Source organism: Pseudoalteromonas aurantia (genome assembly GCF_005886875.1).
Taxonomy (GTDB): Bacteria; Pseudomonadota; Gammaproteobacteria; order Enterobacterales; family Alteromonadaceae; genus Pseudoalteromonas; species Pseudoalteromonas aurantia_A.
The window spans coordinates 57,403-82,378 of sequence record NZ_PNBY01000020.1 but is presented as its reverse complement, the minus strand read 5'-3'; the positions used below and the strand labels follow the sequence as shown (position 1 = coordinate 82,378).

Below are 24,976 nucleotides of genomic sequence, written 5' to 3'. Positions count from 1 at the left end.
GTGCTACATGCCCATTTTTTTACTTTTAGACCATAGCGACACTCCCAGTTTTTCAACCATAGTGCTGACACTGAGACCTAGCTTCTCAGATAGTCCTTTTTTAATTTTGTAGCTTACTTTATACAACTGATGCTGCTCATTCAAAGACAATAAAACATCATCACTGGTTTTAATCTCATCGACTAAGTTCAACGTTTTTGCATGTGACGCAAACCAATGCTCACCAGTGGCAACTGCTGAGATATCTAACGTTGTTCTATGTTCAGCAACGAACTCTTTAAATAAACCATGAGTATGTTCAATTTCTTCTTTGAACTTTTCTCGACCTTTAGCAGTGTTTTCGCCAAACATGGTCAAAGTGCGTTTATACTCACCAGCAGTAATTTGTTCAAAATCGACATCATTCTTTTTCAGAATTTTACTAAAGTTAGGTAGCTGGGCTATAACACCAATTGAGCCAACAATGGCAAATGGCGCAGCCACAATTTTATCAGCCACACAAGCCATCATGTACCCACCACTAGCTGCAACTTTATCAATACATATCGTCAATGGTAAGCCAAAGTCTTTAATTCTTATTAGCTGAGATGCAGCAAGCCCATATCCATGGACCACACCACCACCGCTTTCTAAGTTTACCAATACCTGATCTTTATCTTTATCAGCAATCGTTAAAATTGCACTCACCTCTTCTCTTAAGCTCGCGACTTCATGTGCATCCATACTGCCAATAAAGTCAATAACAAAGACTTTCTCATCAGCGGGCGATGTGTCTTGCTTTTTTTTCGCCTTTTTATGTGCCTTTAAGGCTTTCTTGTCTAGCGTTTGCTCTATAAACTGATCGCGAGTATCGTCTATTTGCTTCGATAAATCTTTAAGCTCTATTTCACCAGATTTACCTTTCGGCTTTTGGCTTGCCCCTATGATCATTATCAATATAATCCCAATAGCAGCCACTATTGTTACTGCTTTTGCTAAAAACAACCCATATTCAAATAAAAATGCCAACGCCTGCTCCTATAAATTTAGCAATAAAAAAGCCGCTATCTCTAGCGGCTTTTCATAGTGAACTAATTGTAATTAATTAGCAACAACTGCCGGATTAGTGATTGGAAGAACTAACCCTTTTGATTTCAAGTAAGACACAAGTTGCGTTTGCATCTCGACAGTCGCCATTGCATGCCCCTGTGCTGTTCCGCCTGCTGTTTCACTGAATGCCGTCGTAATTATTGAGCCATGGTGGCCTTGGCTAAAGTTCACAACATAGTTACCCGGACCTTGAGACTCAGACACAGTTTGTAACCCCATAAAACGGGCTAACGGTGAAGAACCAGAAAGAGGGTTAGCAGTTGTGGGTGGGATCACCGTGTCTGGTTTATTACCATCAACACCTCCAGTCACCACATTCATATAGACCGGCGTATTCACCGCTTTCACTAATTCAGCGTAGTTCAATGGATCGGCACTATCTAAAGCAGACTGAGCTGCTACCGCAAACTGTTGGATAATACCATTAATTGCAGCCAAAGATGCTGTGTCACCTGTCTCAGTCAAATGCTTAATGTACGCACTGTAACCACATGGCACGATATCTTCAGCAGCGCACCCAGCAACGCCATCACTTTGTAAAAAGGCCAAGAAAGCGTTTGAAGCAACATTACCTGCCGCACTCAATACAGACCCTTGAACAAATGACCCAAATTGCTCTGACTCGATCAAGAAACTCGCAATACCGCTTCCGCCACTTGCCAACGCTGCACTTTGCACTTTAAATAACCCATCAACTTGCTCATTTAACGGTAAGTTTGTGTGTGCCACAAAGCTTGGTGCAACAATGGCCCCCAAAGAATGCCCTACAAAACTCACATCAGTCGGGTTTAAACCAATTGCTGGAGCGCCAAAGTTAAGCCCTAGTCTAAGGCCTAACAAATCTGCAGTTGATTGACGTAAGTTATCTCGAGCTACCAACAATGACGTTAAGTTCATATAAGATAATATAGAACCCGTGGTCGCATTAAAGTCATCAGTGCCATCATTATCAACATCAATACCACGCTCACCATGCATTGGGTGATCAATCGCGACAGTGGCGAAGCCTTGCGCACTTAATGCAAGCGTTAAGCCGAGCATTGTTTCTTTATTAGTAGTAATACCGTGTTGTAAAATAACAACCGGCCAACCCGTTGCTGGCTGTTCAATACCTAACAATTCAGGAATTGGCTTGGTAATTTGTACTGGCACATTCGCAAGCCATTGCTGCTTAGGAATGCTATTGAATTTTGTAACATGGCGCATTGGATCAAGATTAAAATCACGCAATGCGTCACCAGATAATGCCGAACAAAGCGCATCATTGGTACCTGGTTCTGGTGTGGGCAGTGTGCCGCCAACCGCCGCTTTATACCCCGCTACTGCAAGCCCATTATCACATGCTGCTTGCCAATAAGTATCAGCTAGACTCTCTACGCCAACCGCTTGTGGCATACCTGAGTACATTGGGAGTTGAATACTGCCTTTCATATACTGTATTGCTTGGAATGACGCGACGGCTGCCGGGTCTTGGCCACCCATAACCAGCACATCTCTTACTGTGATTACGGGCTGTTCTGGTACTTCTAGCTTGGGGTTTGTCCCAGTAGCTAAACTCGCTGCTAATAATCCCTTGGCAGCGGCCATCACAGGCCCTACCGACTGAATTGTCGCTGCAGCTGAATAAATAATGTTGTCTTTACTGAGCGCGCCCAGTGCATCGTCAAAACTGCCTTCTGTTACAGCAGCTTCATAACTACGCACGGCACCTTGAAGGGCTAACTGAGCAGGTGTCACTAAATCTGCATCCTGACGCGCGAGCGTATAAGTCGAAGACGCTTTAATTGGACGTCCATCAGCCATTTCAATGCCTGATGTCAGTACCGTGATGTACGTCGAGCCAGCTTTAAATGGCTTTAAAGGTTGAATTGCGATGCCATCGCCAGTACTGGTGAGCTGCGCAATAAAATCACCGGTTAAGCCATTACTTAACTCAGCAACAGATTTACACGCAATACCAGCAGGAACTTGGGCACATTGTTCATCAGTACGGCTTGCTCCCATTATGACTTCAAAAATGCGCACAGATCCAGGTGCTTTAACAGAATCACCGTTAACACTCATGCCAGCAGCCATGTTCAAATCAATAACGTAAGGCATTTGGCTAGACCAGCCATCCAACGCACCAAGCGCTAAAGAAGGGTTTGCATACTGAGCACGGGAAATTGCTGGGTTATTTTCAGAATCTAGTTCGCCCGGTAAATTTATGGTGCCATCTTGCGTGCCACTGAGTAATAAATCATTCGGTATCGAAATCACACCGTTGGAAGGGTCAAACTTGATTGAAACAGACGGTAATACCGGGGCTGTTTCGTTTTTAATATCTTCTAATGTTTCACCACCACCACAGCCTGCTAAGACTGAGGTAACTGCGAGTGAGAGTAGCATTTTTTTCATTTTATAGGCTCCGACAGAATCTTATTATTATTTTGCTGTAAATAGTTAAATTATTGTAATCGTACTTTTAATAAGACATTAGACCAGTTAAAGTTAACGTAAAGTGTAGCCTTTCGCCACTTATATTTACAATAAATTCGATAACTTGAGTAATTGCTATGATAAAATGTCCAAAAGTTCTAATTTGGGGTCCACGATGCACGATTACAAAGCTGCGGCAAATGCCTTAGAAAATAAAACCATACTAATTACAGGTGCAGGTGATGGCATTGGCCGTGTTGCAGCACTTACTTATGCTAAACACGGTGCAACCATCATACTACTTGGCAAAACAACACAAAAACTCGAATGTGTTTACGATGAGATAGTCAATTTAGGCTATCCTAAGCCCGCCATTGTACCTTTAGATTTGCGCGGTGCAACAAAACAAAACTACAGAGATCTTGCAGCAACCATTGAGCAACAATTTGGTAAGCTAGACGGTTTATTAAATAATGCATCAATTTTAGGCTCTTTAGGCCCGCTTGAGCATTTTTGTGTATCAACCTTTGAAAATATCATGAAGGTGAATGTTACAGCACAAGCGATGATCACTAAGTACATGTTTCCATTGCTTAGAAAATCGCCGTCTGCTTCAGTTGTATTCACATCATCTGGCGTTGGGCGTCAAGGTAGAGAATTTTGGGGACCTTACGCCATCTCAAAGTTTGCGACTGAAGGCATGATGCAAACTTGGGCCGCCGAAGTCGGTAAAACCAATATTAGGATCAATTGCATCAACCCTGGGGCGACAAGAACAAGCATGAGAGCCTCAGCATTTCCAGGCGAAGATAAAGACACTTTAAAAACAGCTGAAGAGTTAATGCCAACGTACTTATATTTGATGTCAGAGTCATCAAATGACGTAAATGGGCAGTCAATTGATGCACAGCCAAAGTAATACTGAACATTTCTAGTTATACCTAATACAAAAGCCGCTGTTACAGCGGCTTTCTTTTTACTTTGCTCTATTTAAACTACGATTATATCTGTGTTTATGATTGACGACGTTTCGGCTTTTGTACTCTTTGATTATGCTTTTTCACCGCTTTACGGATCTGATTGATCTTCGCTCGCTTATCTTTGCGCTTTTCAGGCATTACAGATAACTTAGTCTGTGTTTCATTACCTAAACGCACGGATTTACGTAAATAGTTTACTTCTGGTAACTCTAGCTCTTCCCAGCCGCCTTGTGGTAAACGTTTATTCAACTCAAGTTTGCCATAACGGATCCTGATAAGACGAGAAACTTCAACATCTTGTGATTGCCACAAACGACGTACCTCACGATTTCGTCCTTCAGTCAGCATCACGTTAAACCATTTGTTAATACCTTCGCCGCCCATTGGTTTAATGTTTAAAAATTTTGCAGGTCCGTCTTCTAACTCAACACCTTTCGTGAGAGTACGTAACGTTTCATTAGTTACCTCACCAAATACACGAGCAGAGTATTCACGTTCTACTTCATATTTAGGGTGCATCAAACGGTTAGCGAGTTCTCCATCATTAGTAAATAACAACAAGCCTGACGTATTAATATCTAGGCGACCAATCGCTATCCACCGCTCCCCGTCAATACGTGGCAATCTATCAAATACCGTTCGACGCCCTTCTGGATCTTTTCGTGTACATAGCTCACCTTCCGGTTTATGGTACATAATAACACGACAAATTCGGTCTTCTTTTTGTTCTATTTTAACAATATGACCATCAACACGGATCAACGCATCTTCTTCAACACGATCACCTAATTTAGCCACTTTGCCATCAACACTAACGCGATTTGCATCAATGTATTTTTCCATTTCACGACGTGACCCCACGCCGGCTCGGGCTAATACTTTTTGTAACTTTTCACTCATTCGGATGATTCTCTCACAGAAGGATCGCTTAACATCTGATCTATTTTAACTTCATGCTGCTCAGGTAACTCTGGCAGCATATTTAAACCAGATAACGAAAAATAATCTAAAAATTGGTTTGTTGTCGCATATAACGCAGGTTTACCTGGCACTTCTTTAAAGCCCACAACTTTTATCCATTCACGTTCCTGTAAGCTCTTCATAATGTTAGAGCTGACAGATACGCCTCGTACTTGTTCTATTTCACCTCGGGTGATCGGCTGACGATAAGCTATTAAAGCGAGCGTCTCCAAGGTCGCCCTTGAATATTTAGGCGCTTTCTCTTGCCATAAATGACTAAGCCAAGGCGTTAATCGTTTACATGCTTGAAATCGATATCCACTGCCCACCTCAACTAATTGAACGCCTCGCGTTTGATAGTGCTCTGATATCGAGCGTATTGCTTCGTCAACACGCACTCCAGACGCAGCAACTTCCTTTAATACGGTTTCCCTTAATCGCTTTTTTGACAATGGTGTTTCTGACACAAAAATTGCCGCTTCTATAAGCTCAATCAACTGCTCATCACTTACACGCCGCATTACACACACCAAAATAAAACTCAATCCTCTATTATGACAGAGGTTAAGCTACTCTTGTAGCTGCAAACTCAAATAAATCTGACTAGAAGGGGTTACTTGTAAACAATTTATCAATTGCTCTTTAATTAGTTCCAACATTGCAATAAATGTTACAACAACACCACTACGACCTTCTTCTACTTTAAACAACTTGGTAAACGGGCACTGACCATCATTCTCTGATAAGTAGTGTAAAATTTGGCTCATCCTCTCTCTAGTCGATAAAGATTCTGTGGTGATCTGATGATGCTCAAATGTTTTTGCACGTGCCATCACATCGGCAAATGCTAGCATAAGCTCTTTGAGTGCAATTTCTGGCGTTTCTGCCACAGGCACTTCGCTTTCATCCACTAACGCACGAGCGACCAATATATCCCGCTCCAGCCTAGGTAATTGATCTAAATTTTCAGCCGCTAATTTATATTGTTCATATTCTTGCAGCCTTCGAACAAGTTCGGCTCGAGGATCTTCTTCTTCTTCAAGTTCTTCGTGTACAGGCAGCAACATTCTTGACTTTATTTGAGCCAATAATGCTGCCATAACCAAATATTCTCCCGCCAACTCTAATCGCAATTCAGTCATCAATTCAACGTACGCAACATATTGTTGAGTAATGCTGAGAATAGGTAACTCTAAAATATCTAACTTATGACGTTTGATGAGGTATAAAAGGAGGTCGAGAGGTCCCTCAAACGTTTCTAGGATAATTTCTAGGGCATCTGGAGGAATATATAAATCTTCCGGCTTTTCTATCACCGCTTGCCCATGTAAAAATGCAAACGGCGGTGCTTTTTCTGCTACATCATTCATTAAATATCATCAGGTAAACGCTGCGGTATCGCCACATCCAACACGTAAAATATCAACCTCATCTTCAGATAAGTCTATAACCGTCGTTGCTTGTTCTATTAGATAACCGCCGTGAATAATTAAGTCCACCAGTTTTTCAATTCTGAGTCTAATCTCATCAGGGTCTGATTCAGTAAACTGCTCACCAGGTAAAATTAAAGAACACGACATCAATGGTTCACCCAGTTCAGTCAGCAAAGCACTGGTTATAGGATGATCGGTTACCCGAATACCAATGGTCTTTTTCTTGTCATTTAATAACCGTTTAGGCACTTCTTTGGTGCCTTTAAAAATAAACGTATACGGCCCAGGAGTGTTATTTTTTATGAGCCTGAACATTTGGTTATCTACTCGAGCATACGTTGCAAGCTCTGATAAATCTCTGCACATCAAAGTAAAATTATGGTGCTTTTCAATGCCTCTTATGCGCTCAATACGCTCTTTAGCTTGCTTATTACCAATACCGCACCCTATTGCATACCCTGAATCGGTTGGATAAACAACAACACCGCCTTGCTTGATAATATCGGCAGCTTGCTTAATTAGCCGTGCCTGCGGGTTATCTGGGTGAACATGAAAAAATTGGCTCATATTAACATTCCTCGTTTTCTTCCCAAAACTGCCAAACACCTTGGCAATCTTTTGGTAAGTATAGATTTTTCCCCAGTTCTAGCCAAGGCATCGGGTAATGGAAATCTGAACCCTGGCTGGCTAGTAACCCAAACTCTCGGCTTAGTTGCCCTAAAAATTGACGTTCGCTCGGCGATTGCTGGGGTTGGGCGACTTCCATACCTTGCCCGCCTATCTCTGCAAACTCTTGCAACAATTTACGTAGCCATTTGTTCGACATTTGATATCGAGCCGGGTGTGCGACAACACTTATGCCACCAGCTGCTTTGATTGCATTAATAGCCGTTGCCATATCACACCATGAGCTTGGCACATATCCTGTTTTATTGCGTGCTAAAAACTTTTTAAACACACCCTGAATATTCTTTGCAACGCCACGTTCAACCAACGCGGCAGCAAAGTGAGCACGGGTGATCTCAGCATCGCCAGCAAGCTCTTTTGCCTGTTCGTAAACGCCCTCGTAACCGCGTTTAGCTAACCTGACACCAATTTCTTTAGCGCGTGCTTCTCTTTTCGCTTGTTGGGATAGAAGTAATTCACTTAGCTGCTCAGCCTGCGGATCAACCGCTAACCCGACTATATGTATTTCGAAGCTTTCCCATCGAGTTGAGATCTCTACACCAGGAATGAGCTCAAGGGCTAAATTATTTTGCTCTATATACGCTTTAGCTGGCTGAATTGCAGCTGTGGTATCGTGATCGGTGATCGCCAATACATCTACGCCCTTTTCTGTTGCTCGCTCTAGCAATTGCGGAACCGTTAAACGTCCATCAGAAAAGGTGGTATGGCTGTGTAAATCATATTTAATCAAACTAACTCTTTTATATCTGGTAGCTTTTTATTAGGGATGAAGTATAACACTCCTAAAGGCTACGAACTTTGTATATTTTTTATATTTTTATATAACTATCGCGATTTTGCCCTTGACAGAATTGCGTCCAGTGGGGTTTACTGTACGTACTAAAGATACATATTAATGATTAACACATGCTTAAATTAATTAAAACAACAAATTGGTGGTGGCGCTCGTAGATTCGGGTGTTTCGTTGTATCTAGCGAAAGTTGAAACCCGCAAATTAAGCGGGTTTTTTTATATCTAAATAAATGTTAAAAATTGGAAGTACACATGTTAAATAACAATGCAATGACACATTCTTGGTGGTGGTGCCTGGCTTAGCGGGACGGCATTGTTATACGTATTTAAACGCCCCGCTTAGTAAGTTTACTAGCGGGGCTTTTTGTATTAGGGGAATGAGGTTTGATTTTTAGTCATATAACAACAACACCTGGAGAGGTGACGAGCATACGGCAACGGCGAGAATACATTAGTAGCCCACTCTCTCTTTATGCTGCACTCGATAAAAACAACTCGCTGCTATTAGAATCAGCAGAGATCGATTCTAAAGATAATGTAAAGAGTATTATTTTAGTTGATGCCGCTTTACGTATCGAGTGTCAGGGCCGACAAGTCATTGTGACTGCACTATCTAATAACGGTAAACAACTGCTGGCACATTTAGCGTCGAAGGTAAAAAATTGCCATGTAGGGTTACACGATACAGTACTCACACTGGAGTATAAAACCAGTAACATTCAACAAGACGAATACAGTAAATTAAAAGCAGATAATGCATTTAGCGCGTTAAGAACTTGTATTAACAAAATTAAAAGTAACTCAGACACGCCATTTTCAGTGTTTTTAGGCGGCGTATTCGCCTATGACATGGTCGCCAACTTTGAACAACTGCCAGACGTACCAAACGATAAAAACACCTGCCCAGACTATGTATTTTATTTGGCTGAAACGCTGGTATTAATTGATCATCAAGAAAAAACCACAGAGCTAATTGGCAATGTATTCAATGGACCGGATGTACACGCGAATTGTTTTGAAATTGGTAAACAATTAGAAACATTGAACCAACAATGTGATGCCACTAAACCTTATACTCCAACATTAATTTCTGGCGAGTCTCATGTCACCGTAAATATCGATGATGAAAAATTCTGTCAGCAAGTCAGCACACTCAAGAACAACATTACTGATGGTGATATTTTTCAAGTCGTACCATCACGCGCATTTACATTACCCTGTGAACAACCACTAGCAGCATACCAGCAGCTCAAAATACAAAACCCTAGCCCGTATATGTTCTATATGCGAGATCAGGACTTCATCGTATTCGGTGCATCGCCCGAATCAGCGCTCAAATATTGTGTTCAGAGTAATCAAGTTGAAGTTTATCCAATTGCAGGAACGCGTCAACGTGGTAAATTTGCCGATGGTACAATTAATCCAGACTTAGATAGCCGCATCGAACTCGAATTACGAGATGATAAAAAGGAACGTGCTGAACATTTAATGTTGGTTGATTTAGCACGTAACGATGTAGCTCGTATCAGTGTTGCAGGAACTCGTCACGCAAAAGAGCTACTTAAAGTAGATAGGTATTCTCAAGTCATGCACTTGGTCTCTCGCGTTGTTGGCCAATTAAAACCAGATTTAGATGCATTACATGCGTATCAAGCGTGTATGAACATGGGCACTTTGGTCGGCGCGCCTAAAGTGAAGGCTGCAGAACTTGTTCGTCAAACAGAGAAATTTAGAAGAGGGAGCTATGGCGGTGCTGTGGGGTATCTGACCGGTGATGGTACCATGGATACCTGTATTGTTATTCGCTCTGCATTTGTCAAAAATGGGCTAGCGCATGTGCAAGCCGGTGCGGGCGTTGTATATGATTCAGTACCACAAGCTGAAGCAGATGAAACTCGGGCGAAAGCCCAAGCCGTAATAAGCGCTGTACAGTCAACTTATCAAGGCGGTAAGCATGCATAACATTAAAGTCTACTTTTTAGATAACTTTGACTCATTTAGCTACAACTTGGTCGATGAACTCTCATTGCTCGGCACTGAGTTGGTTATTTACCGCAACAATATTAGTGCTGAAAGAATATTTTCCGAAATGAGTAAAGAAACACTGCCTGTTATGCTTGTTTTATCACCTGGCCCAGGCAACCCTGGTCATGCAGGGTGTTTACTTGAGCTTATCGAGCTATGTAAAGGTATATTCCCTATGCTAGGAATATGCTTAGGCCAACAAGCCTTAACACAAAGCTATGGTGGCACAATTGGTCATGCAGGAGAAACCGTGCATGGTAAGTCATCAACCATCACCGCAGATGACCACCCTGTATTCGATGGTCTTGGGAAACAGTTCCCTGTCGCCCGCTATCACTCACTGATGGCAACGACTGTTCCTGATTCACTACAAGTTATTGCACAATTTGACACGATCCCCATGGCGATTTATCACCCACAAGATAGAGTCATTGGGTATCAATTTCATCCAGAATCTATATTAACCCCTGATGGTGCTCAGTTACTTAAGCAAACCATCGACTATCTGACACGTTAGGAGCCAACATGGATAGTTTAAAAAAGTTATTTGATAAACAGTCTTTGAGTTTTTCTCAAGCACAAGAATTATTCGATCAGATCATGTTAGGCAATATGACTGATATAGAGCTCAGTGCTGCACTTATCGCATTAAAGCTAAAAGGTGAAAGCGTTAACGAAATAGCTGGCGCGGCCCAGTCAATGCGCAATAATGCAGTCCCTTTTGATAGTAAAGGCTTAAGCTGCTCTGATAGCTGTGGTACCGGCGGTGATGGTGCTAATACCATTAACGTCAGCACAACGGCTGCAATTGTTGCAGCCGCTTGTGGCATCAATATGGTTAAACATGGAAATCGTAGTGTTTCAAGTAAGTCTGGCTCTGCTGATTTACTGAGAACCTTAGGCATAAACCTCGAAATGAGCCCAACGCAAGCCAGTGCATGTTTAGAAAATACTGGGTTTACATTTTTATTTGCACCTCAGTATCACCAAGGTGTTAAACATGCTATGCCTGTGCGCGGCGCACTCAAAACACGAACCATATTCAATATCCTTGGCCCGTTAGCTAACCCAGCTGCGCCGCAAGCACAGCTGTTAGGGGTGTATGATCCTGCGCTATGCCGACCTATGGCTGAAACACTCAAAACACTTGGCACCAAGCGAGCTATGATAGTGCATGGCAGCGGGACCGATGAAATAGCCTTGCACGGTACTACGGAAGTGACTGAACTCAATCATGGTGAAATCACCCAGTATACATTGTCGCCACAAGATTTTGGCCTAAGGAACTATTCACTTTCGCAAATCGCAGGAGATACCCCTGAATACAATGCAAAAGCCAGTATTGCCCTTTTAAAAGGAGAAGGTTCTGATGCACACAATGCCGCAATTGCCGCTAATGTTGCAGCATTGCTCGTGCTCAATGACCAGGCTAGTAATCTAACAGAAGCAACAGACCATGTATTGACAGTAATACGCTCAGGTGTCGCCATGACCAAACTAGCCGAGATTGTGGAGGTGAGTAATGGCTAATGTGTTAGAGAGAATTGTTAACGATAAACAAATTGAACTGGTTCAGCGTAAAATTGATTTACCTTTAACCGAATTTGTGAATAACGTTGAGCCTTCAAAGCGTGATTTTTATGCTGCACTTGCCAATAAAGGCACTCAATTCATTTTAGAGTGCAAAAAAGCCTCACCGTCTAAAGGCCTGATCCGTGATAAATTTGATCTCGATGAAATTGCTGACGTATATAAACGATATGCAAGCTGCATTAGTGTCTTGACTGACGAAAAATATTTCCAAGGGTCCTTTGATTACCTTGCATATGTGCGTAGTAAAGTAGAACAGCCACTGATCTGCAAAGATTTCTTTATTGATGAATATCAAGTATATCTAGCACGCCTTAATGGAGGTGATGCAATATTACTCATGCTATCAGTCCTTGACAACGAACAATATAAAGCTTTATCAGCGCTAGCCGCAGAACTCAATATGGCTGTGCTTACAGAGGTCAGTAATGAAGAAGAAGTCGTTCGCGCACTCGAGTTAGATGCGCAAATTATCGGAATAAACAACCGAGACTTAAGAGACTTAAGTACAGATTTAGCCACCACAGAAAAGCTGCGCAAGCTTATACCTAACGATAAGGTGGTTATTTCTGAATCTGGTATTTATACCCATCAAGATGTTAAACGTCTAGCCCCTTTATGTGATGGTTTTTTAGTTGGCAGCTCAATTATGAGCGAACAAAATTTAGATGAAGCATGCCGCAAGCTTATTTTAGGTGAAAACAAGGTGTGTGGCTTAACCCGAACACAAGATGCAATAGCCGCTTACCAAGCCGGCGCAGTCTACGGAGGACTGATTTTCCACCCTAAGTCGGCGCGTTATGTAGACTTAGACTGTGCTAAAGCCGTTGTAGAAAGCGCTCCTTTGCGATATGTCGGCGTATTCGTTAATGCTGACAGTTCTATGGTGATTGACTTCGTCCAAACGCTTAAATTAAGTGCCGTGCAACTACATGGTTCAGAAGACACACAATACATTAACCGTTTACGTAATGGATTACCTGTAACCTGCCAGATCTGGAAAGCCCAAGGCGTAGAGACCAGTTTACCAAAGCCCATCGAAGGGGTAGACAAACTGCTTTATGATACTCAATCTGCCAAAGGCTTTGGTGGTACCGGTGAACAATTTGATTGGCAACTATTAAAGGCACATGATGTAAGTAACTTCATGCTGGCTGGTGGTTTAACACCAGACAATGTCAAAACTGCATCCCAATTTGGAGCGCAAGGTCTGGATTTAAATTCAGGGGTAGAATTAAGCCCCGGCAAAAAGTGTCAAAACAAATTGAAAGACGCTTTTACTAACATTAGAAATTACTGAGGTGAGAATGAATAACGCAGCCTATTTCGGCGACTTTGGCGGCATGTATGTCCCAGAGTTGCTTGTTCCTGCACTTAAGCAGTTAGAACAGGAATTTAATAAAGCACAAAAAGACGCCTGTTTTTTACAAGAGTTTCAGCAATTACTTAATGAGTATGCTGGACGCCCTACACCACTTACATTGACACGTAACTTAGTTAAAAACCCAAAAGTAAAATTATACTTGAAACGTGAAGATTTATTGCACGGCGGTGCACACAAAACAAATCAAGTGTTAGGACAAGCGTTACTCACTAAACGCATGGGTAAGAAAGAAGTTATCGCAGAAACAGGCGCGGGTCAGCATGGCGTTGCAACTGCATTAGCCTGTGCATTACTGGATTTAAAATGTCGCGTATATATGGGGGCCAAAGACATAGAAAGACAGCAACCTAATGTGTTTAGGATGAAATTAATGGGTGCTGAAGTCATCCCTGTCACTGCGGGTTCAGGTACTTTAAAAGATGCGGTAAATGAAGCAATGCGTGATTGGTCGGCAAACTATCAAACAGCCCATTACTTATTAGGCACAGCCGCTGGCCCGCACCCATTCCCCACCGTCGTTCGTGAATTTCAAAAGATGATTGGCGAAGAAGCGAAACAGCAAGTACTCGAAAATGAAGGCCGATTACCTGACGCGGTTATGGCGTGTGTCGGTGGTGGTTCTAATGCCATTGGTATGTTCAGTGACTTTATTGACGAGCCAAGTGTTAAGTTGATTGGTGTGGAACCTGCGGGTAAAGGGCTAGAAACTGACGAACACGGCGCTGCTCTGTGTAAAGGCACAAAAGGGATTTTACATGGCGCTTACACCTACATCATGCAAAATAGTGATGGTCAAATAGAAGAATCCTATTCTGTCTCGGCAGGGCTTGATTATCCTGCCGTTGGCCCTCAGCACGCGTTTTTACATGAGACAGGCCGCGCTCAATATGTGGGGATTTCTGACACTGAAGCACTCGATGCCTTCCAATCCCTGGCAAAGCACGAAGGGATCATTCCGGCATTAGAATCTAGTCATGCATTAGCCTACGCATTAAAGTACGCTGAGAGTCAAACGCAAGAGACCATAATCGTTGTTAACCTTAGTGGTCGTGGAGACAAAGATCTCGCCCATGTACATCAAGTATTAAATGAGCAAGGAGCAATATAATGAGCCGCTATGCAAACACATTCGACCAATTAGCTAGCCAAAATCAAGGGGCATTTGTGCCTTTTGTTACAATTGGCGATCCTAATAAATCATTGAGCTTTGAGATTATTAAAAGCCTAATTGATGGCGGTGCTGACGCACTAGAATTGGGGATCCCCTTTTCAGACCCTATTGCCGATGGCCCTGTGATACAGTCAGCCAATATTCGCGCTCTTGCTGAAAATGTGAATACCGAAGATTGTTTAGAAATTATCAAGCAAGTGAGGCAATATAATCAAGATATCCCCATTGGTTTACTTTTGTACTCAAACTTAATTTTTGCACGCGGGATCAATGAGTTTTACCAACAAGCACACGACGCCGGTGTTGATTCTATTTTAGTCGCAGATGTGCCCCTACATGAATCAAAAATGTTTCGTCAAGCAGCGCAACAAGCGAATATAGAACCTATTTTCATTGCTACGCCAAATGCTAATGACGACACCCTCCGTACCTGTGCAAGCTATGGACGAGGTTACACTTACCTGTTATCGCGCGCTGGTGTAACCGGTACAGAGTCCACTGTACAAATGCCAGCAGACTCGATTATTACGCAGCTAAAAGAGTATCATGCAGCACCAGCACTACTCGGCTTTGGGATATCTACTCCTGAACATGTTAAAGCCGCTTTAGACTCTGGCGCAGCGGGCGCCATTTCGGGTTCGGCTGTTGTTAAAATTATCGAGAAAAACCTAGATAATTCGCCACAAATGCTTAGCGACTTAAAAGCATTTGTCACAACAATGAAAGCCGCGACACAAAGGTAACCCCGACTTATTCTGCTAAGGTACTCTTAAGTACCTTAGCAGGTTTAAATTGTACTTTATTTGCTCCCTCTATCATGATTTCCTCGCCTGTTTGTGGATTCCTACCCGTTCTTGCTGGGTGGTAACTCAAAGCAAAAGTCCCAAAACCCGATAAAGGAACCTGATCGCCTTCAGATAGGCGCTTAGTAATTGTCGTTAAAATACTATTTAAGGCAGCTTGTGACGCTTTCTTTGTTAATTCACTGCGCTGTGCCATTTGTGCAATGAGGTCTGTTTTATTCATTATCTCTTCTCTTAAATCAATTTTATTAGGGCCAGTATAGGACACAAAAGCTGAAGGGTAGCTGAGGCTAAGGATTTACTTCTTAAATGTCAATCTTGAACTTAACACGAGTTCTTGATACAACCCTATGACTGATTAAAAAAGGTAAATAACAATGTCAGCGCTACTAGAATACCTCCCACTTATTTTATTCTTTGGTGTATATAAGTTTGTCGATATTTATTGGGCAACCGGTGTGCTTATCATCACTTCAATAATTCAACTTGCTTATCAATACTTTGCTCACCGTACAATTGCAACTCGACATTGGATATTTTTTGCAATTGCACTGATACTCGGTGGCCTAACCATTTTGTTCCAAGATGAGCAGTTTATTAAGTGGAAAGCCACTGTTATTTATGCGACGCTCGCGGCAAGTCTGCTTGTATCTCGATATGTATTCAACAAAAATTTAGTTGAAAAAGCACTTGTCGGTGTTCTAGAGTCCGCTAATGAAAAAGCAAATCTCAGTCAAGAACCGAACAACATAGAATTGCCACCACACATTTGTGAGCAATTAAATTTAATGTGGTTTGCTATTTTAGCCTTTATCGCGGTACTAAATATTTATATTGCGTACACCTTCTCTTTAGACTTTTGGGTAAATTTTAAAGTGTTTGGCTTAATGGGGATCACCTTTGTCGCAATTTTAGTCACTTTGGTGAGAGTCTATAAATACTTGCCGGAAGAGGAAGGAAATTAAATTGTCACAATTGTGCGTGCTTTTTACTGCTATAGTTTTTGAAACTAAATATAAAGTGAGAAGCATCTTTGAATGCAGGTCAATACCGATGGTGTGAACTACTTCTTGTTTTTTTCTGTTTGCCTATCTTGGCGTATTTTTTTCGGTTTTATCTTTCTAACTGGCTATTCCCCGCTTTAATTATTTTAATGGCTGTTTGCACATTTTTATTACTGACAGATCCCCACTTTAAACGTTTTCGCCTTACGAGTTTAGGGCAGTTTTCTACAGTTAAAAAGCGCATATTCACCAGCTTTTTTGCAGGTGCATTATTTTCAGCAATGCTATACGGATTATTAAATCAAGAGAACTGGTTTAGTTTTCCATTAGACTCTACACGACAATGGCTGATACTGTTAATTGCCTACCCACTGCTTTCAGTTCTTCCGCAAGAACTCATATTTCGTAGCTATTTTTTTCACCGCTATAAAAAAATACTGCCAAATAAAACAGCTCGTATTATTCTTAGCGCGAGCGTATTTGCCCTAGCCCATTGTGTATATGACAATTGGATTGCCATTGGCCTATCATTTGGAGGGGGGTTGTTGTTCGCTTATACATATGCGCATAGCCGTTCACTGCTTGTATGTGTCTTAGAGCACAGCCTATGGGGATTATGGGTATTTACCTTAGGGGTCGGTGAATACTTAGATTCAGGGCTGACTTTTTAAATACTCATACCGTCAGTGAGGAGGATAATAAGTATAAAAATAAAATGACCGCTTTAATGACGAATTTTAGACATTAAAAAAGGTAGCACCTGCTACCTTTTTTCATTCTTTCACTTTAAAATTAAAGTGGAACGATGTTGTCAGCTTGAGGACCTTTCTGACCTTGTGAAAGAGTGAACTCTACACGTTGGCCTTCAGCAAGAGTTTTGAAACCTTCGCTTTTGATTGCACTGAAGTGAGCAAAAACGTCTGCGCCATTTTCTTGTGCGATGAAACCGAAGCCTTTAGACTCGTTGAACCATTTTACTGTACCAGTAACTGTATTAGACATAATATATATCCTGTATATAAAAAAGAAGTTGCTGACTATCATCAAAGTCAGACGTAATAGCACAAAAAATAAATGATATTTAAAAACTACAGGACGAGATACTAATAAAGCTTCGAAATGGAGTGTATAAAAGGTATTACTTTTAAGCTGCGGATAATAATATAGGGTTTTCCTGTAAAGTCAATAATTACTTTAAACAAAAAGAACGTCCAACTGAGTTTTATGAAAAAGCAGTCGTCCATTCTTCTTGTCCTTGCCCTTGCGTGCGCAAGTAGTAACAAGTGAAAACCCGTCAATTAAATTTGGTTAGGTAATCTAACCACCACAACCTAATGTTAAGCCTTTACATGAATATTGTGCATCCTCCATTTCCAAACCGGTTAAGTTCATCAAATGAAAAGCGTCATTGCCCACGCTCTGAGGGCTACTTGTGGAGCTATCGCAATACCCATCACTAGTCCATTTGGTACTATTCACATGTGGTAACTCTCCTTTAGACCAATAGTTACTAACAAAAACGGCTCCGTTATAGACGACTTTTTGCCCTTTCTGATACGCTTTATTTGAATACCATTCTTGAGGGCAAGTCTGTGTTTGCTCTGTTAATAAATAGTCATATGCTTTTGCGAAATTGGGGAGTCCATAACCATACTGGCTATCTTTACCTACTTTACCGAGATCTAAACTAGTTTGTTTTAACGCATTTACTATTTCATCTCTAGTCCAGTCAGTGTTCTGAGACCATAATTTTGCAATCCCACCAGTCATTATCGCGGCAGCCTGAGATGTTCCAGCGCCTACCACATAACTATCATTAAAATATGAAAGCCTAATCTGACTGTTTGTACTAAAAAGTTCAGGGGAAGTATGTACCAAAACGGTTGGGAACTCGGTATAAAAGGGTAAGCCATAAAGCCTAAAATTTTCAGAGCCTAGATAATTTATTATTACAAACTCCCCCCCATCCTCCTTACAGCTGCGTTCAACATTTTTAAGCACTAAATAGGTCTCTTCGGTCAAGTCCCCCGCATCTAATACATCGCTTAGCACATTGCCCGCCAATGTATATTTGCAAGATTCATTTACTACAACTCGCTCTGGCGGCTCACTAATACCAGCATCAATTTGAGTATACGCAATACTTGTAAAACCTTGTGCCGTTTCTAACTCGACGCTTTGTATTGCAAAATGGTAACGATTAGCTGTTGATACTATTTTTGTACCCGGCGTTACAAAATCAATTTTATTGTTTATAGGTGAGAAATCTGCCACTGACCCTTTATCGTTGAGTGCACCGACAGACAATACATTATGATATGATGCAGGATAATGCTTTGCATCATGATCACCACTTGACTTACCAGCGCCTGAACCGTGATTTCCTGCAGCACCTACAAAAATAATTCCCTTGTCATAAGAAAGTCTGTCTATGACCTCTACCATAACGCGAGAATAGTGTTCTCCACTTAAAGACATATTAATTACTTTAGCGCCAACACTAGCACACACTTCAATAGCTTCTATTAAATTACTCCCCCAAATTATTGACCCCTCACCATTGGCGGTTTTTATTAACTTACTAATATGAAGATTTGCGGTTGATTCACTCAACGCTCCTTTGACGCCAACCCCATTTTCTTGAGCAGCTATGATCCCCGCTATATGTGTACCATGACTAAATGCGTCTTTATCCCAAAACCCAGCATAAGTACTATGATAGCCCGAGGTTGATGAAGGTAAATCAGGGTGCCCAGCATCTAACCCTGAATCGATCACACAAACAGGCACATTCTGCACAGCATGAGGCAACTGTTCAATCGCAGTTGCCCTTAACCAATAAGGTTCTAATTCATCATATGCAAGTACATCAGCGTTGTTTGCAATACTAGGAAGTGATTTAATTGAGCCTGCATTAAGCGAAAGGCTAGAATTTTCTTCAACGACAACGCCTGGTAGAACCCTAAGCGCATTAGCTTGCTTTTGGTTTAACTTTCCTTTTGCAAAGCTTACGTTATCCCGACGCCATAGGATGTTTAGGTTTTGCGATAATGCATTATCGATTTGGCCAGACTGAAACTGAACTAAATATTCCTTTTCGTCTGTAGATTCATGCGAGTGAATACATAGTGGTACTAAACTAAACAAAATTACCATCAGATAGTTCTTACTTCTAATAATCTGTTTTTTCATAAGTTCTCCGATATTAATTGTACAATCGATGTTAGGGGTGGGCATCATACAAAGGAAAAGATAAAAGCTGATAACTCTATTGTCAGCTTCTGTGTTGCTCAAAATCGATAAGCGACTTTCACTTCATAACCCAAAGTGCTGATTGTATTTTTACTTTTTTAGCGCACTTAGTCTAATAAAACGGCAAAACGATGAAGAAATAACGGTAATATGAATTTTTATGAAAATTAATAAATATTGATTCAAAACTACAGACCTTCGCTATATTAGCGCAACAATAAGCAATGCAAATATGACAAAATTTCTTTAAGTTGGAAAAATTAAATTTAGTGTTTTGTTATTTTAGCCATATATTTCCGTTACTATTTGAAAACAAGTTAGTATCTGAACTGACTTGAACAACATGCTGATCATAGTAACTAACAACGCTATTAATAGCCTTTTGTCAAAAAAATTATAAGAGCAATCACTGATGCATATTCTTTTATCTGATAAGCACTATACCTATCAGCCTAAATTTCGATTCATAAAGCCCAAAGACCAACAAAAAGTTAAAGTAAAACTTGCAAATAACCTTGTTCTCACATTTGGCTATAAGCTCACAGAACAACTGAATTACTTTACTATGGCCGCTGAAGCCGCTTTCATGACATTGAACCCAATAGACCGTCAGGAAAACCAGTTTTTTATTGAGCTGGATATGCATTGTGATGCACAAGAAAGCATTAGCTTACAAGAAGAAAGTACAAGTGTAGGTCTAGGCTATTCGCTAGGGGCCGCCTTAGCATATCGAAAACACCTAGAAAAGCACGCCCCCCTTATTGAGCATATTTTTGCTACAGGAGAGGTATCTTCAAGTGGTAACGTCCATAGTGTTGGCCACATAAATGAAAAGCTCATGGGTGCACTTCACGCAATGCAAAAACACCCCAATCAAGCTTTTATTGTATTTGTGCCCAAGGCCAATGACACAGATATTATTCCAGCATTGATAGACAAAATCGTTAGCAATGGCGGTACCGTATGCCCCGTCGAGCATATTAGCCAAGCGATCCAAACTTTACTCAGTCATGATTTCGATGGCTCAGTTGTAGCAGAAGCGCTGACTTTTAAAGGCCTATGTAGTTTTGACCCCTACGATGCCTTCTATTTTTTTGGCAGAGACAAGCAAATCTCGGATTTACATGCTCTCTACAGTGATGGGCCTTCACTAATAAAAGTTCATGGTGTTTCTGGTAGTGGAAAGTCAAGCTTAGTAAAAGCAGGTTTACTGCCTGCGTTACTTAAAGAACACCCCAATTTAAAATGGCATATTGCGGCCCCCAAGCAATTCGCAGATAGTCATGAGCTTCTTACAGACTTTGTGTCATCGAGTGATGCAGGCTTTAGTGTCATCTTGTCGATGTTAGAAATACCTGTCGCGCAATTTGTAGACCATTTACTGCAGCAAAATACCACTTACTTGGATGAGATTTCAGCCCATTTAAGTGCCCACAAAACACCCTATATATGGTTCATCGATCAATTTGAAGAATTGTATGATTCAGATTTAAATAGTCAAATATTGCAATCACTTGCTTTACTTGGTGAACTTACCCCTATCACAGTCATAGTTAGTATCCGTAGTGAGTATCTTCATTACACTGACATGATAGGTCATGACTTTTACGTTACTCACAGTTTATCAGCAAAAAGTTGGATAAATATTATTGAGAACCAGTCTATAGCCCTAGGCTTAACACTTGAACCAGGCCTTGCTCAAACAATACAGACCGAGGCACTTAAACTCTCACATGGGCTGCCTGCAGTCGAATATCTACTCACACAAATGCATGGCTTAGCAATAAAAACCGAACATCCAAAACAACTAACACATGCCCAATACTTGCAGTTAAATAAATTAACCGGTGTTATTTATAAACAAGCTGAGCGGATCCTGGGTCATCATGAACAACTCACAGAGCAATTCTTTGAACTTTTTATTGGCGTTAATTTACATGGTAATAGTTACGCAAAACATGTCGACTTCACCGTACTATTGCAAAACTACCCACATCTGAAAGAGCTGGTTAGTGAGCTAATAGAAAAACAGCTCATTATCAGACATCAAGTTCATAAGTCACCTCCCTACGTAAAGCTAACGCATGACTGCCTCATCACTATTGCTGAAGATTTATCCTTAGATCAGCAAATTTGGCCTCGCTTTTATATTTGGCTAAACGATAGAAAAAGCTACCTTCAATGGTTTCATGGTATTGAAGCCAAATTTATATTGTGGAAGCAGTGCTTAAGTAACACGCAAGATCAGCATGCATATGTGCTAAGTAAATATGAACTTCAAGAGGGCGCAAAATACCTAAGCCAGCCTGGCACAATTTGCCTACAAGAAGTTCGAGACTACATAATGCAGTCTCAACAAGGCTATCAATCATCACTAGAGCAAAAAAACACAAGTCAAAAACGTCAACTTATCAGTACTAGTATCTTATTCTGTATAGCTTTGGGCTCTGCCATCTTCGCCTATGTACAAAAACAGCAAATACAAAAAGAGCAGCTAAGAGCAAGTAACGCACTGTCGAGTTTAAAAGAGACCGTGCTTGTCAATATTGACTCACTAGAACCGCTTATAACTCAGTATTTACCAACCTATCACCGGAAATACCTAAATCAACACTTAACTCAACTCACAGAAAGTATTGAAGATTTGCCGCTAACGGATGTCGACAAATTACGATTGTTATTGATACAAATAAAAACGCTAAGACAAGACGACTCCAGCCACATAGATACAATTGAAAAAGCCTTAGATACAGTGCAGAAAAGACTGTCGACATTTGCAGATTTAACGTCACAAAGCGCTGCGCAAAAGCAAGTGATCATAGAGTTTAATTACCAGTTAGGCGCTCTCCTACTAAAACATGGTGAGTCTAAAAAATCGCATGATTACTTTGTGAAGGCAATCACTTTAGCTGATACACTCTTAGAAAAGACCGATAAAATGACGTTGCTCACGATAGAGATCGCTACAAAATTAGCTATCATCGCACTCGACTCAGGCGATGTTATACCTGCGAGAACTGAACTCAATGCCCTTTTAACTAGCCTCAATGATCTAGCTTTATCTAAAGAATTTGACCAACATATTAGCAATTTAAAAGTAGATATTTTGAGAAATCTCGCTTTGACATCCGACTCCGGTTCTCAAGCGACTCCTATGCTGCTCCAAGCGAAATCTATTTTAGAAAGCCAACTATACAAAGATCCAAATCACCTAAACTTGAAGTATAACTTACTAAGAACGTACATAAACCTCGCTGAATTAGACACTGATAAAACAGCAGCATATAGTTATTATGAAAATGCTAATGAAATAGCTGCTACCTACGCTATCAAAGATCCTGATAATATACATGTGCAAGTTGCGCAGTTATTACTTGCCACGCGCTTAGGTAAACGATCTATCACAACAAAGCAGATGGCTAAAGCTCAAACGTACTTTATGTCAGGTATGGAAATAGCCACAAAACTTAAGAAGTTAGACAATACAAATATAGATTGGCTTGGCCATACAGCAGAGCTGTATAGTGCTTATGCCGAATACTATGCAAAAACAAACTCACCATTAATGAGTAGTAAAAGTTATAAATTGGCGATCGATACAGCCAAGCAGCTCGCTAGTCAAGACAAGCAAAACTTACATTTTGCAAATTTACTTCAAAGCATATATTCAAAATACGCAAACCATTTATACAACTCTGGAAAAAAACAAACTGCGATAGAGTACTTTGAAAAAGCCAAAGAAATCACTTCAATATTAGTAGAAAAGCAACCCAAAAACGTCCAATACAAAACAAGCCACAGAAAAAAGCTATTCAATCTAGGATACATTGCTGCTGAGTTGAAACAAAATAGTATTGCATGTAACTATTTTTCAAAAGGACAAACGTTTACTGAGGGACATATTGCAAATACCCCAAATTCAGGGTGGCTTAAAGCATTAGATAAATTCAACCATCAAATAAAAACTTTGAAATGCTCTAAAAATATAACGCCATAACATCTGTGCAAATATTTTTGATAGTAAAAAAACAATAATTAAGGAGGTGTAGATGTGGTTTCATCAAAAAGAATCGGTGCAAGAGGCTTACCGATTTATTAAATTTTTAACCAAAAAGAAATCGATATCAGACCACCGTATTGACACCGAAGCGATCATACAAGAGACCTTGCTAAAAGTGATCAAAGCTACACAGCGAGAATTAACGCTCGACAATAATGCTATCAGTGAAGATAAATTGAGCATTCAAAATGAATTTAATCATTTACTAAAGGCATACACTTATCGAGCTTTCGAGTGCGCGTATTTAGATATGAGTAACAACGTCACATTCCGTAAAAAGTCTCCAAGTGAGTTAGCTAACTCACTTGACGACACTAATTCAATACAATTGACACATGTTTATGACGGCCAAAGTTCAGAGCATTCGAATAATGTTATAGAAATGATGCCTGCCTCTCAATTAACGCCTCATCAAGGAATACAAATTGATAAAAGTGCAAACAAATTCATAAACTTACTACTTGAAACTATCGGTCAAGAAAAAGATCAACGCAAGCAAGCTTTGTTTATTGACTTCTTCTCATTGTCGTTTAGACAAAGTGGGCAAACACAAAAGCAACTAGGTCAATTACATGGATTTCAAGGCAATACAGCAATTACCCATATATCACGATTTGTAAATAAACTCTCTCACAGAGTCAAAGAGTCTGAATTAGATTTAGAACTTAACAGCTCAAATTTAGACATCTACTTTCTCAATCACAGCAACAAATTAAATGAGACAATATCAGTATGAACAAGGTTAAGATCACAGACAAGGTATTAAAGTCACTTGAAGATCACCTGATCGCAAAATCTATTAGCGAGTTTGAACACGGAGAAGAAGCGGGTCTCAACTCTCAAGAGTTATTAGTTATTGATACTATTTATGCTAAACATGCACAAAAACCTATTGTTAAACGTCATTTTGAAGTACCTCTATTGGCCGCCAGTGCTGAGTTAAAGCAAAGAAATAAACCTTGGTGGGATTTCGATACAATCATCAACGATACGTTTCAATTAGCAGTTTTTAGTTCTTTTGGGCAAGATATGTTAGAAAATGTTGACTTTGAATTAAACCCGATAAAAGGCAAAGAAAGAGAATTTAACGATTATTTCTCTTCATTTCGAGGCACTAAACAAGGAATACGCATTTATTGGGCGAAGCACAGTCAACAAGTTGTCATGGAAGGTGAGCTGGTACATTCTTTTGAAGGTGATTATGTTACTGGTCAAGGCAAAATACTATCAAATGAGTATGTCAGTGATGGCCACTTCAAATTAATGCTTGAATTTTATTCATTACCACTATGTGACTAACGATCACTGTAGAAAGAATGGGCACCTA

Annotated in this window: 22 protein-coding genes; 12 read left to right on the top strand and 10 right to left on the bottom strand. The window is 40.6% G+C overall.

Annotated features, from left to right (window positions below):
• Positions 1–3: 3 nt before the first annotated feature.
• Positions 4–1,008: a protease SohB gene (sohB, locus tag CWC18_RS05010; RefSeq protein WP_138674839.1), complete on the bottom strand. Its 1,005-nt coding sequence runs from the start codon at positions 1,006–1,008 to the stop codon at positions 4–6.
• A gap of 72 nt (positions 1,009–1,080) precedes the next feature.
• The gene (locus tag CWC18_RS05005) at positions 1,081–3,486 is read right to left on the bottom strand and encodes a VolA/Pla-1 family phospholipase (protein ID WP_138674838.1); all 2,406 of its coding nucleotides are present in this window, start codon (positions 3,484–3,486) and stop codon (positions 1,081–1,083) included.
• Positions 3,487–3,682: 196 nt separating this feature from the next.
• Between CWC18_RS05005 and CWC18_RS05000 the strand changes: the two genes are divergently transcribed.
• Positions 3,683–4,426 (top strand): YciK family oxidoreductase, encoded by a 744-nt coding sequence (locus tag CWC18_RS05000; protein ID WP_138674837.1) that lies wholly within the window; start codon positions 3,683–3,685, stop codon positions 4,424–4,426.
• A 94-nt stretch (positions 4,427–4,520) separates the two neighbouring features.
• Here CWC18_RS05000 and rluB read toward each other — a convergent pair whose 3' ends face one another.
• Genes rluB through rnm form a run of 5 tightly spaced genes read right to left on the bottom strand, consistent with a single transcriptional unit; the run spans position 4,521 to position 8,297 of the window.
• Positions 4,521–5,387, bottom strand: a complete 867-nt coding sequence (gene rluB / locus CWC18_RS04995) for a 23S rRNA pseudouridine(2605) synthase RluB (protein ID WP_010363251.1) — start codon at positions 5,385–5,387, stop codon at positions 4,521–4,523.
• A complete protein-coding gene (gene scpB / locus CWC18_RS04990) occupies positions 5,384–5,968 on the bottom strand; it encodes an SMC-Scp complex subunit ScpB (protein ID WP_138674836.1) in 585 nt (194 codons plus the stop codon). The genes rluB and scpB overlap by 4 nt, the downstream gene beginning before the upstream one ends.
• Positions 5,969–6,016: 48 nt before the next feature.
• Positions 6,017–6,817 (bottom strand): segregation and condensation protein A, encoded by an 801-nt coding sequence (locus CWC18_RS04985; RefSeq protein ID WP_138592184.1) that lies wholly within the window; start codon positions 6,815–6,817, stop codon positions 6,017–6,019.
• 9 nt (positions 6,818–6,826) lie between these two features.
• A complete protein-coding gene (locus tag CWC18_RS04980; protein WP_138592183.1) occupies positions 6,827–7,447 on the bottom strand; it encodes an L-threonylcarbamoyladenylate synthase in 621 nt (206 codons plus the stop codon).
• A 1-nt stretch (position 7,448) separates the two neighbouring features.
• A complete protein-coding gene (gene rnm, locus CWC18_RS04975) occupies positions 7,449–8,297 on the bottom strand; it encodes an RNase RNM (RefSeq protein WP_138592182.1) in 849 nt (282 codons plus the stop codon).
• Between the two features lie 447 nt (positions 8,298–8,744).
• Here rnm and CWC18_RS04970 point away from each other — a divergent pair, with 447 nt between their 5' ends.
• From CWC18_RS04970 to trpA, 6 genes are read left to right on the top strand one after another with little or no spacing between them, the layout of a single operon-like run.
• On the top strand, positions 8,745–10,322 hold the full coding sequence (locus tag CWC18_RS04970) for an anthranilate synthase component 1 (RefSeq protein WP_138592181.1): 1,578 nt from the start codon (positions 8,745–8,747) through the stop codon (positions 10,320–10,322).
• A complete protein-coding gene (locus tag CWC18_RS04965) occupies positions 10,315–10,902 on the top strand; it encodes an aminodeoxychorismate/anthranilate synthase component II (protein ID WP_138592180.1) in 588 nt (195 codons plus the stop codon). Before CWC18_RS04970 ends, CWC18_RS04965 begins: the two co-directional genes overlap by 8 nt.
• An 8-nt stretch (positions 10,903–10,910) precedes the next feature.
• Positions 10,911–11,915: an anthranilate phosphoribosyltransferase gene (trpD, locus tag CWC18_RS04960; RefSeq protein WP_138592179.1), complete on the top strand. Its 1,005-nt coding sequence runs from the start codon at positions 10,911–10,913 to the stop codon at positions 11,913–11,915.
• Positions 11,908–13,275, top strand: a complete 1,368-nt coding sequence (gene trpCF, locus CWC18_RS04955; protein ID WP_138592178.1) for a bifunctional indole-3-glycerol-phosphate synthase TrpC/phosphoribosylanthranilate isomerase TrpF — start codon at positions 11,908–11,910, stop codon at positions 13,273–13,275. Before trpD ends, trpCF begins: the two co-directional genes overlap by 8 nt.
• Positions 13,276–13,282: 7 nt before the next feature.
• Positions 13,283–14,467, top strand: a complete 1,185-nt coding sequence (trpB, locus tag CWC18_RS04950) for a tryptophan synthase subunit beta (RefSeq protein WP_138592177.1) — start codon at positions 13,283–13,285, stop codon at positions 14,465–14,467.
• Positions 14,467–15,273 (top strand): tryptophan synthase subunit alpha, encoded by an 807-nt coding sequence (gene trpA / locus CWC18_RS04945; protein ID WP_138592176.1) that lies wholly within the window; start codon positions 14,467–14,469, stop codon positions 15,271–15,273. Before trpB ends, trpA begins: the two co-directional genes overlap by 1 nt.
• A 7-nt stretch (positions 15,274–15,280) precedes the next feature.
• Here trpA and CWC18_RS04940 read toward each other — a convergent pair whose 3' ends face one another.
• Positions 15,281–15,556, bottom strand: a complete 276-nt coding sequence (locus tag CWC18_RS04940; RefSeq protein ID WP_138592175.1) for an HU family DNA-binding protein — start codon at positions 15,554–15,556, stop codon at positions 15,281–15,283.
• 154 nt (positions 15,557–15,710) lie between these two features.
• Between CWC18_RS04940 and CWC18_RS04935 the strand changes: the two genes are divergently transcribed.
• Together CWC18_RS04935 and CWC18_RS04930 are read left to right on the top strand one after the other, a co-directional pair.
• Entirely contained in the window at positions 15,711–16,298 is a 588-nt protein-coding gene (locus tag CWC18_RS04935; RefSeq protein ID WP_138592174.1) for an inner membrane-spanning protein YciB, read from the top strand.
• Positions 16,299–16,366: 68 nt separating this feature from the next.
• Entirely contained in the window at positions 16,367–17,008 is a 642-nt protein-coding gene (locus tag CWC18_RS04930) for a CPBP family intramembrane glutamic endopeptidase (RefSeq protein ID WP_138592173.1), read from the top strand.
• 121 nt (positions 17,009–17,129) lie between these two features.
• Here the strand turns inward: CWC18_RS04930 and CWC18_RS04925 are convergent, their stop codons facing one another.
• Together CWC18_RS04925 and CWC18_RS04920 are read right to left on the bottom strand one after the other, a co-directional pair.
• Complete coding sequence (locus CWC18_RS04925) at positions 17,130–17,339, bottom strand: cold-shock protein (protein ID WP_010363226.1); 210 nt, start codon at positions 17,337–17,339, stop codon at positions 17,130–17,132.
• Positions 17,340–17,654: 315 nt separating this feature from the next.
• A complete protein-coding gene (locus CWC18_RS04920) occupies positions 17,655–19,529 on the bottom strand; it encodes a S8 family peptidase (protein WP_171041040.1) in 1,875 nt (624 codons plus the stop codon).
• Between the two features lie 472 nt (positions 19,530–20,001).
• Between CWC18_RS04920 and CWC18_RS04915 the strand changes: the two genes are divergently transcribed.
• From CWC18_RS04915 to CWC18_RS04905, 3 genes are read left to right on the top strand one after another with little or no spacing between them, the layout of a single operon-like run.
• Complete coding sequence (locus CWC18_RS04915) at positions 20,002–23,586, top strand: AAA family ATPase (protein ID WP_138674834.1); 3,585 nt, start codon at positions 20,002–20,004, stop codon at positions 23,584–23,586.
• 52 nt (positions 23,587–23,638) lie between these two features.
• The gene (locus CWC18_RS04910) at positions 23,639–24,385 is read left to right on the top strand and encodes a hypothetical protein (protein WP_138674833.1); all 747 of its coding nucleotides are present in this window, start codon (positions 23,639–23,641) and stop codon (positions 24,383–24,385) included.
• Complete coding sequence (locus CWC18_RS04905; RefSeq protein ID WP_138674832.1) at positions 24,382–24,948, top strand: hypothetical protein; 567 nt, start codon at positions 24,382–24,384, stop codon at positions 24,946–24,948. The genes CWC18_RS04910 and CWC18_RS04905 overlap by 4 nt, the downstream gene beginning before the upstream one ends.
• The last annotated feature ends 28 nt before the right edge of the window (positions 24,949–24,976 follow it).

What these genes read in the sequence shown, in the direction of transcription:
- trpA (WP_138592176.1), top strand. Translation starts at nt 14,467, where the DNA reads ATGAGCCGCTATGCAAACACATTCGACCAATTAGCTAGCCAAAATCAA.
- CWC18_RS04910 (WP_138674833.1), top strand. Translation starts at nt 23,639, where the DNA reads ATGTGGTTTCATCAAAAAGAATCGGTGCAAGAGGCTTACCGATTTATT.
- trpCF (WP_138592178.1), top strand. Translation starts at nt 11,908, where the DNA reads ATGGCTAATGTGTTAGAGAGAATTGTTAACGATAAACAAATTGAACTG.
- rluB (WP_010363251.1), bottom strand. Translation starts at nt 5,387, where the DNA reads ATGAGTGAAAAGTTACAAAAAGTATTAGCCCGAGCCGGCGTGGGGTCA.
- CWC18_RS04915 (WP_138674834.1), top strand. Translation starts at nt 20,002, where the DNA reads ATGCATATTCTTTTATCTGATAAGCACTATACCTATCAGCCTAAATTT.
- CWC18_RS04965 (WP_138592180.1), top strand. Translation starts at nt 10,315, where the DNA reads ATGCATAACATTAAAGTCTACTTTTTAGATAACTTTGACTCATTTAGC.
- CWC18_RS04980 (WP_138592183.1), bottom strand. Translation starts at nt 7,447, where the DNA reads ATGAGCCAATTTTTTCATGTTCACCCAGATAACCCGCAGGCACGGCTA.
- CWC18_RS04905 (WP_138674832.1), top strand. Translation starts at nt 24,382, where the DNA reads ATGAACAAGGTTAAGATCACAGACAAGGTATTAAAGTCACTTGAAGAT.
- CWC18_RS05000 (WP_138674837.1), top strand. Translation starts at nt 3,683, where the DNA reads ATGCACGATTACAAAGCTGCGGCAAATGCCTTAGAAAATAAAACCATA.
- CWC18_RS05005 (WP_138674838.1), bottom strand. Translation starts at nt 3,486, where the DNA reads ATGAAAAAAATGCTACTCTCACTCGCAGTTACCTCAGTCTTAGCAGGC.
- CWC18_RS04940 (WP_138592175.1), bottom strand. Translation starts at nt 15,556, where the DNA reads ATGAATAAAACAGACCTCATTGCACAAATGGCACAGCGCAGTGAATTA.
- CWC18_RS04985 (WP_138592184.1), bottom strand. Translation starts at nt 6,817, where the DNA reads ATGAATGATGTAGCAGAAAAAGCACCGCCGTTTGCATTTTTACATGGG.
- trpB (WP_138592177.1), top strand. Translation starts at nt 13,283, where the DNA reads ATGAATAACGCAGCCTATTTCGGCGACTTTGGCGGCATGTATGTCCCA.
- CWC18_RS04920 (WP_171041040.1), bottom strand. Translation starts at nt 19,529, where the DNA reads ATGAAAAAACAGATTATTAGAAGTAAGAACTATCTGATGGTAATTTTG.
- scpB (WP_138674836.1), bottom strand. Translation starts at nt 5,968, where the DNA reads ATGCGGCGTGTAAGTGATGAGCAGTTGATTGAGCTTATAGAAGCGGCA.
- CWC18_RS04935 (WP_138592174.1), top strand. Translation starts at nt 15,711, where the DNA reads ATGTCAGCGCTACTAGAATACCTCCCACTTATTTTATTCTTTGGTGTA.
- trpD (WP_138592179.1), top strand. Translation starts at nt 10,911, where the DNA reads ATGGATAGTTTAAAAAAGTTATTTGATAAACAGTCTTTGAGTTTTTCT.
- CWC18_RS04925 (WP_010363226.1), bottom strand. Translation starts at nt 17,339, where the DNA reads ATGTCTAATACAGTTACTGGTACAGTAAAATGGTTCAACGAGTCTAAA.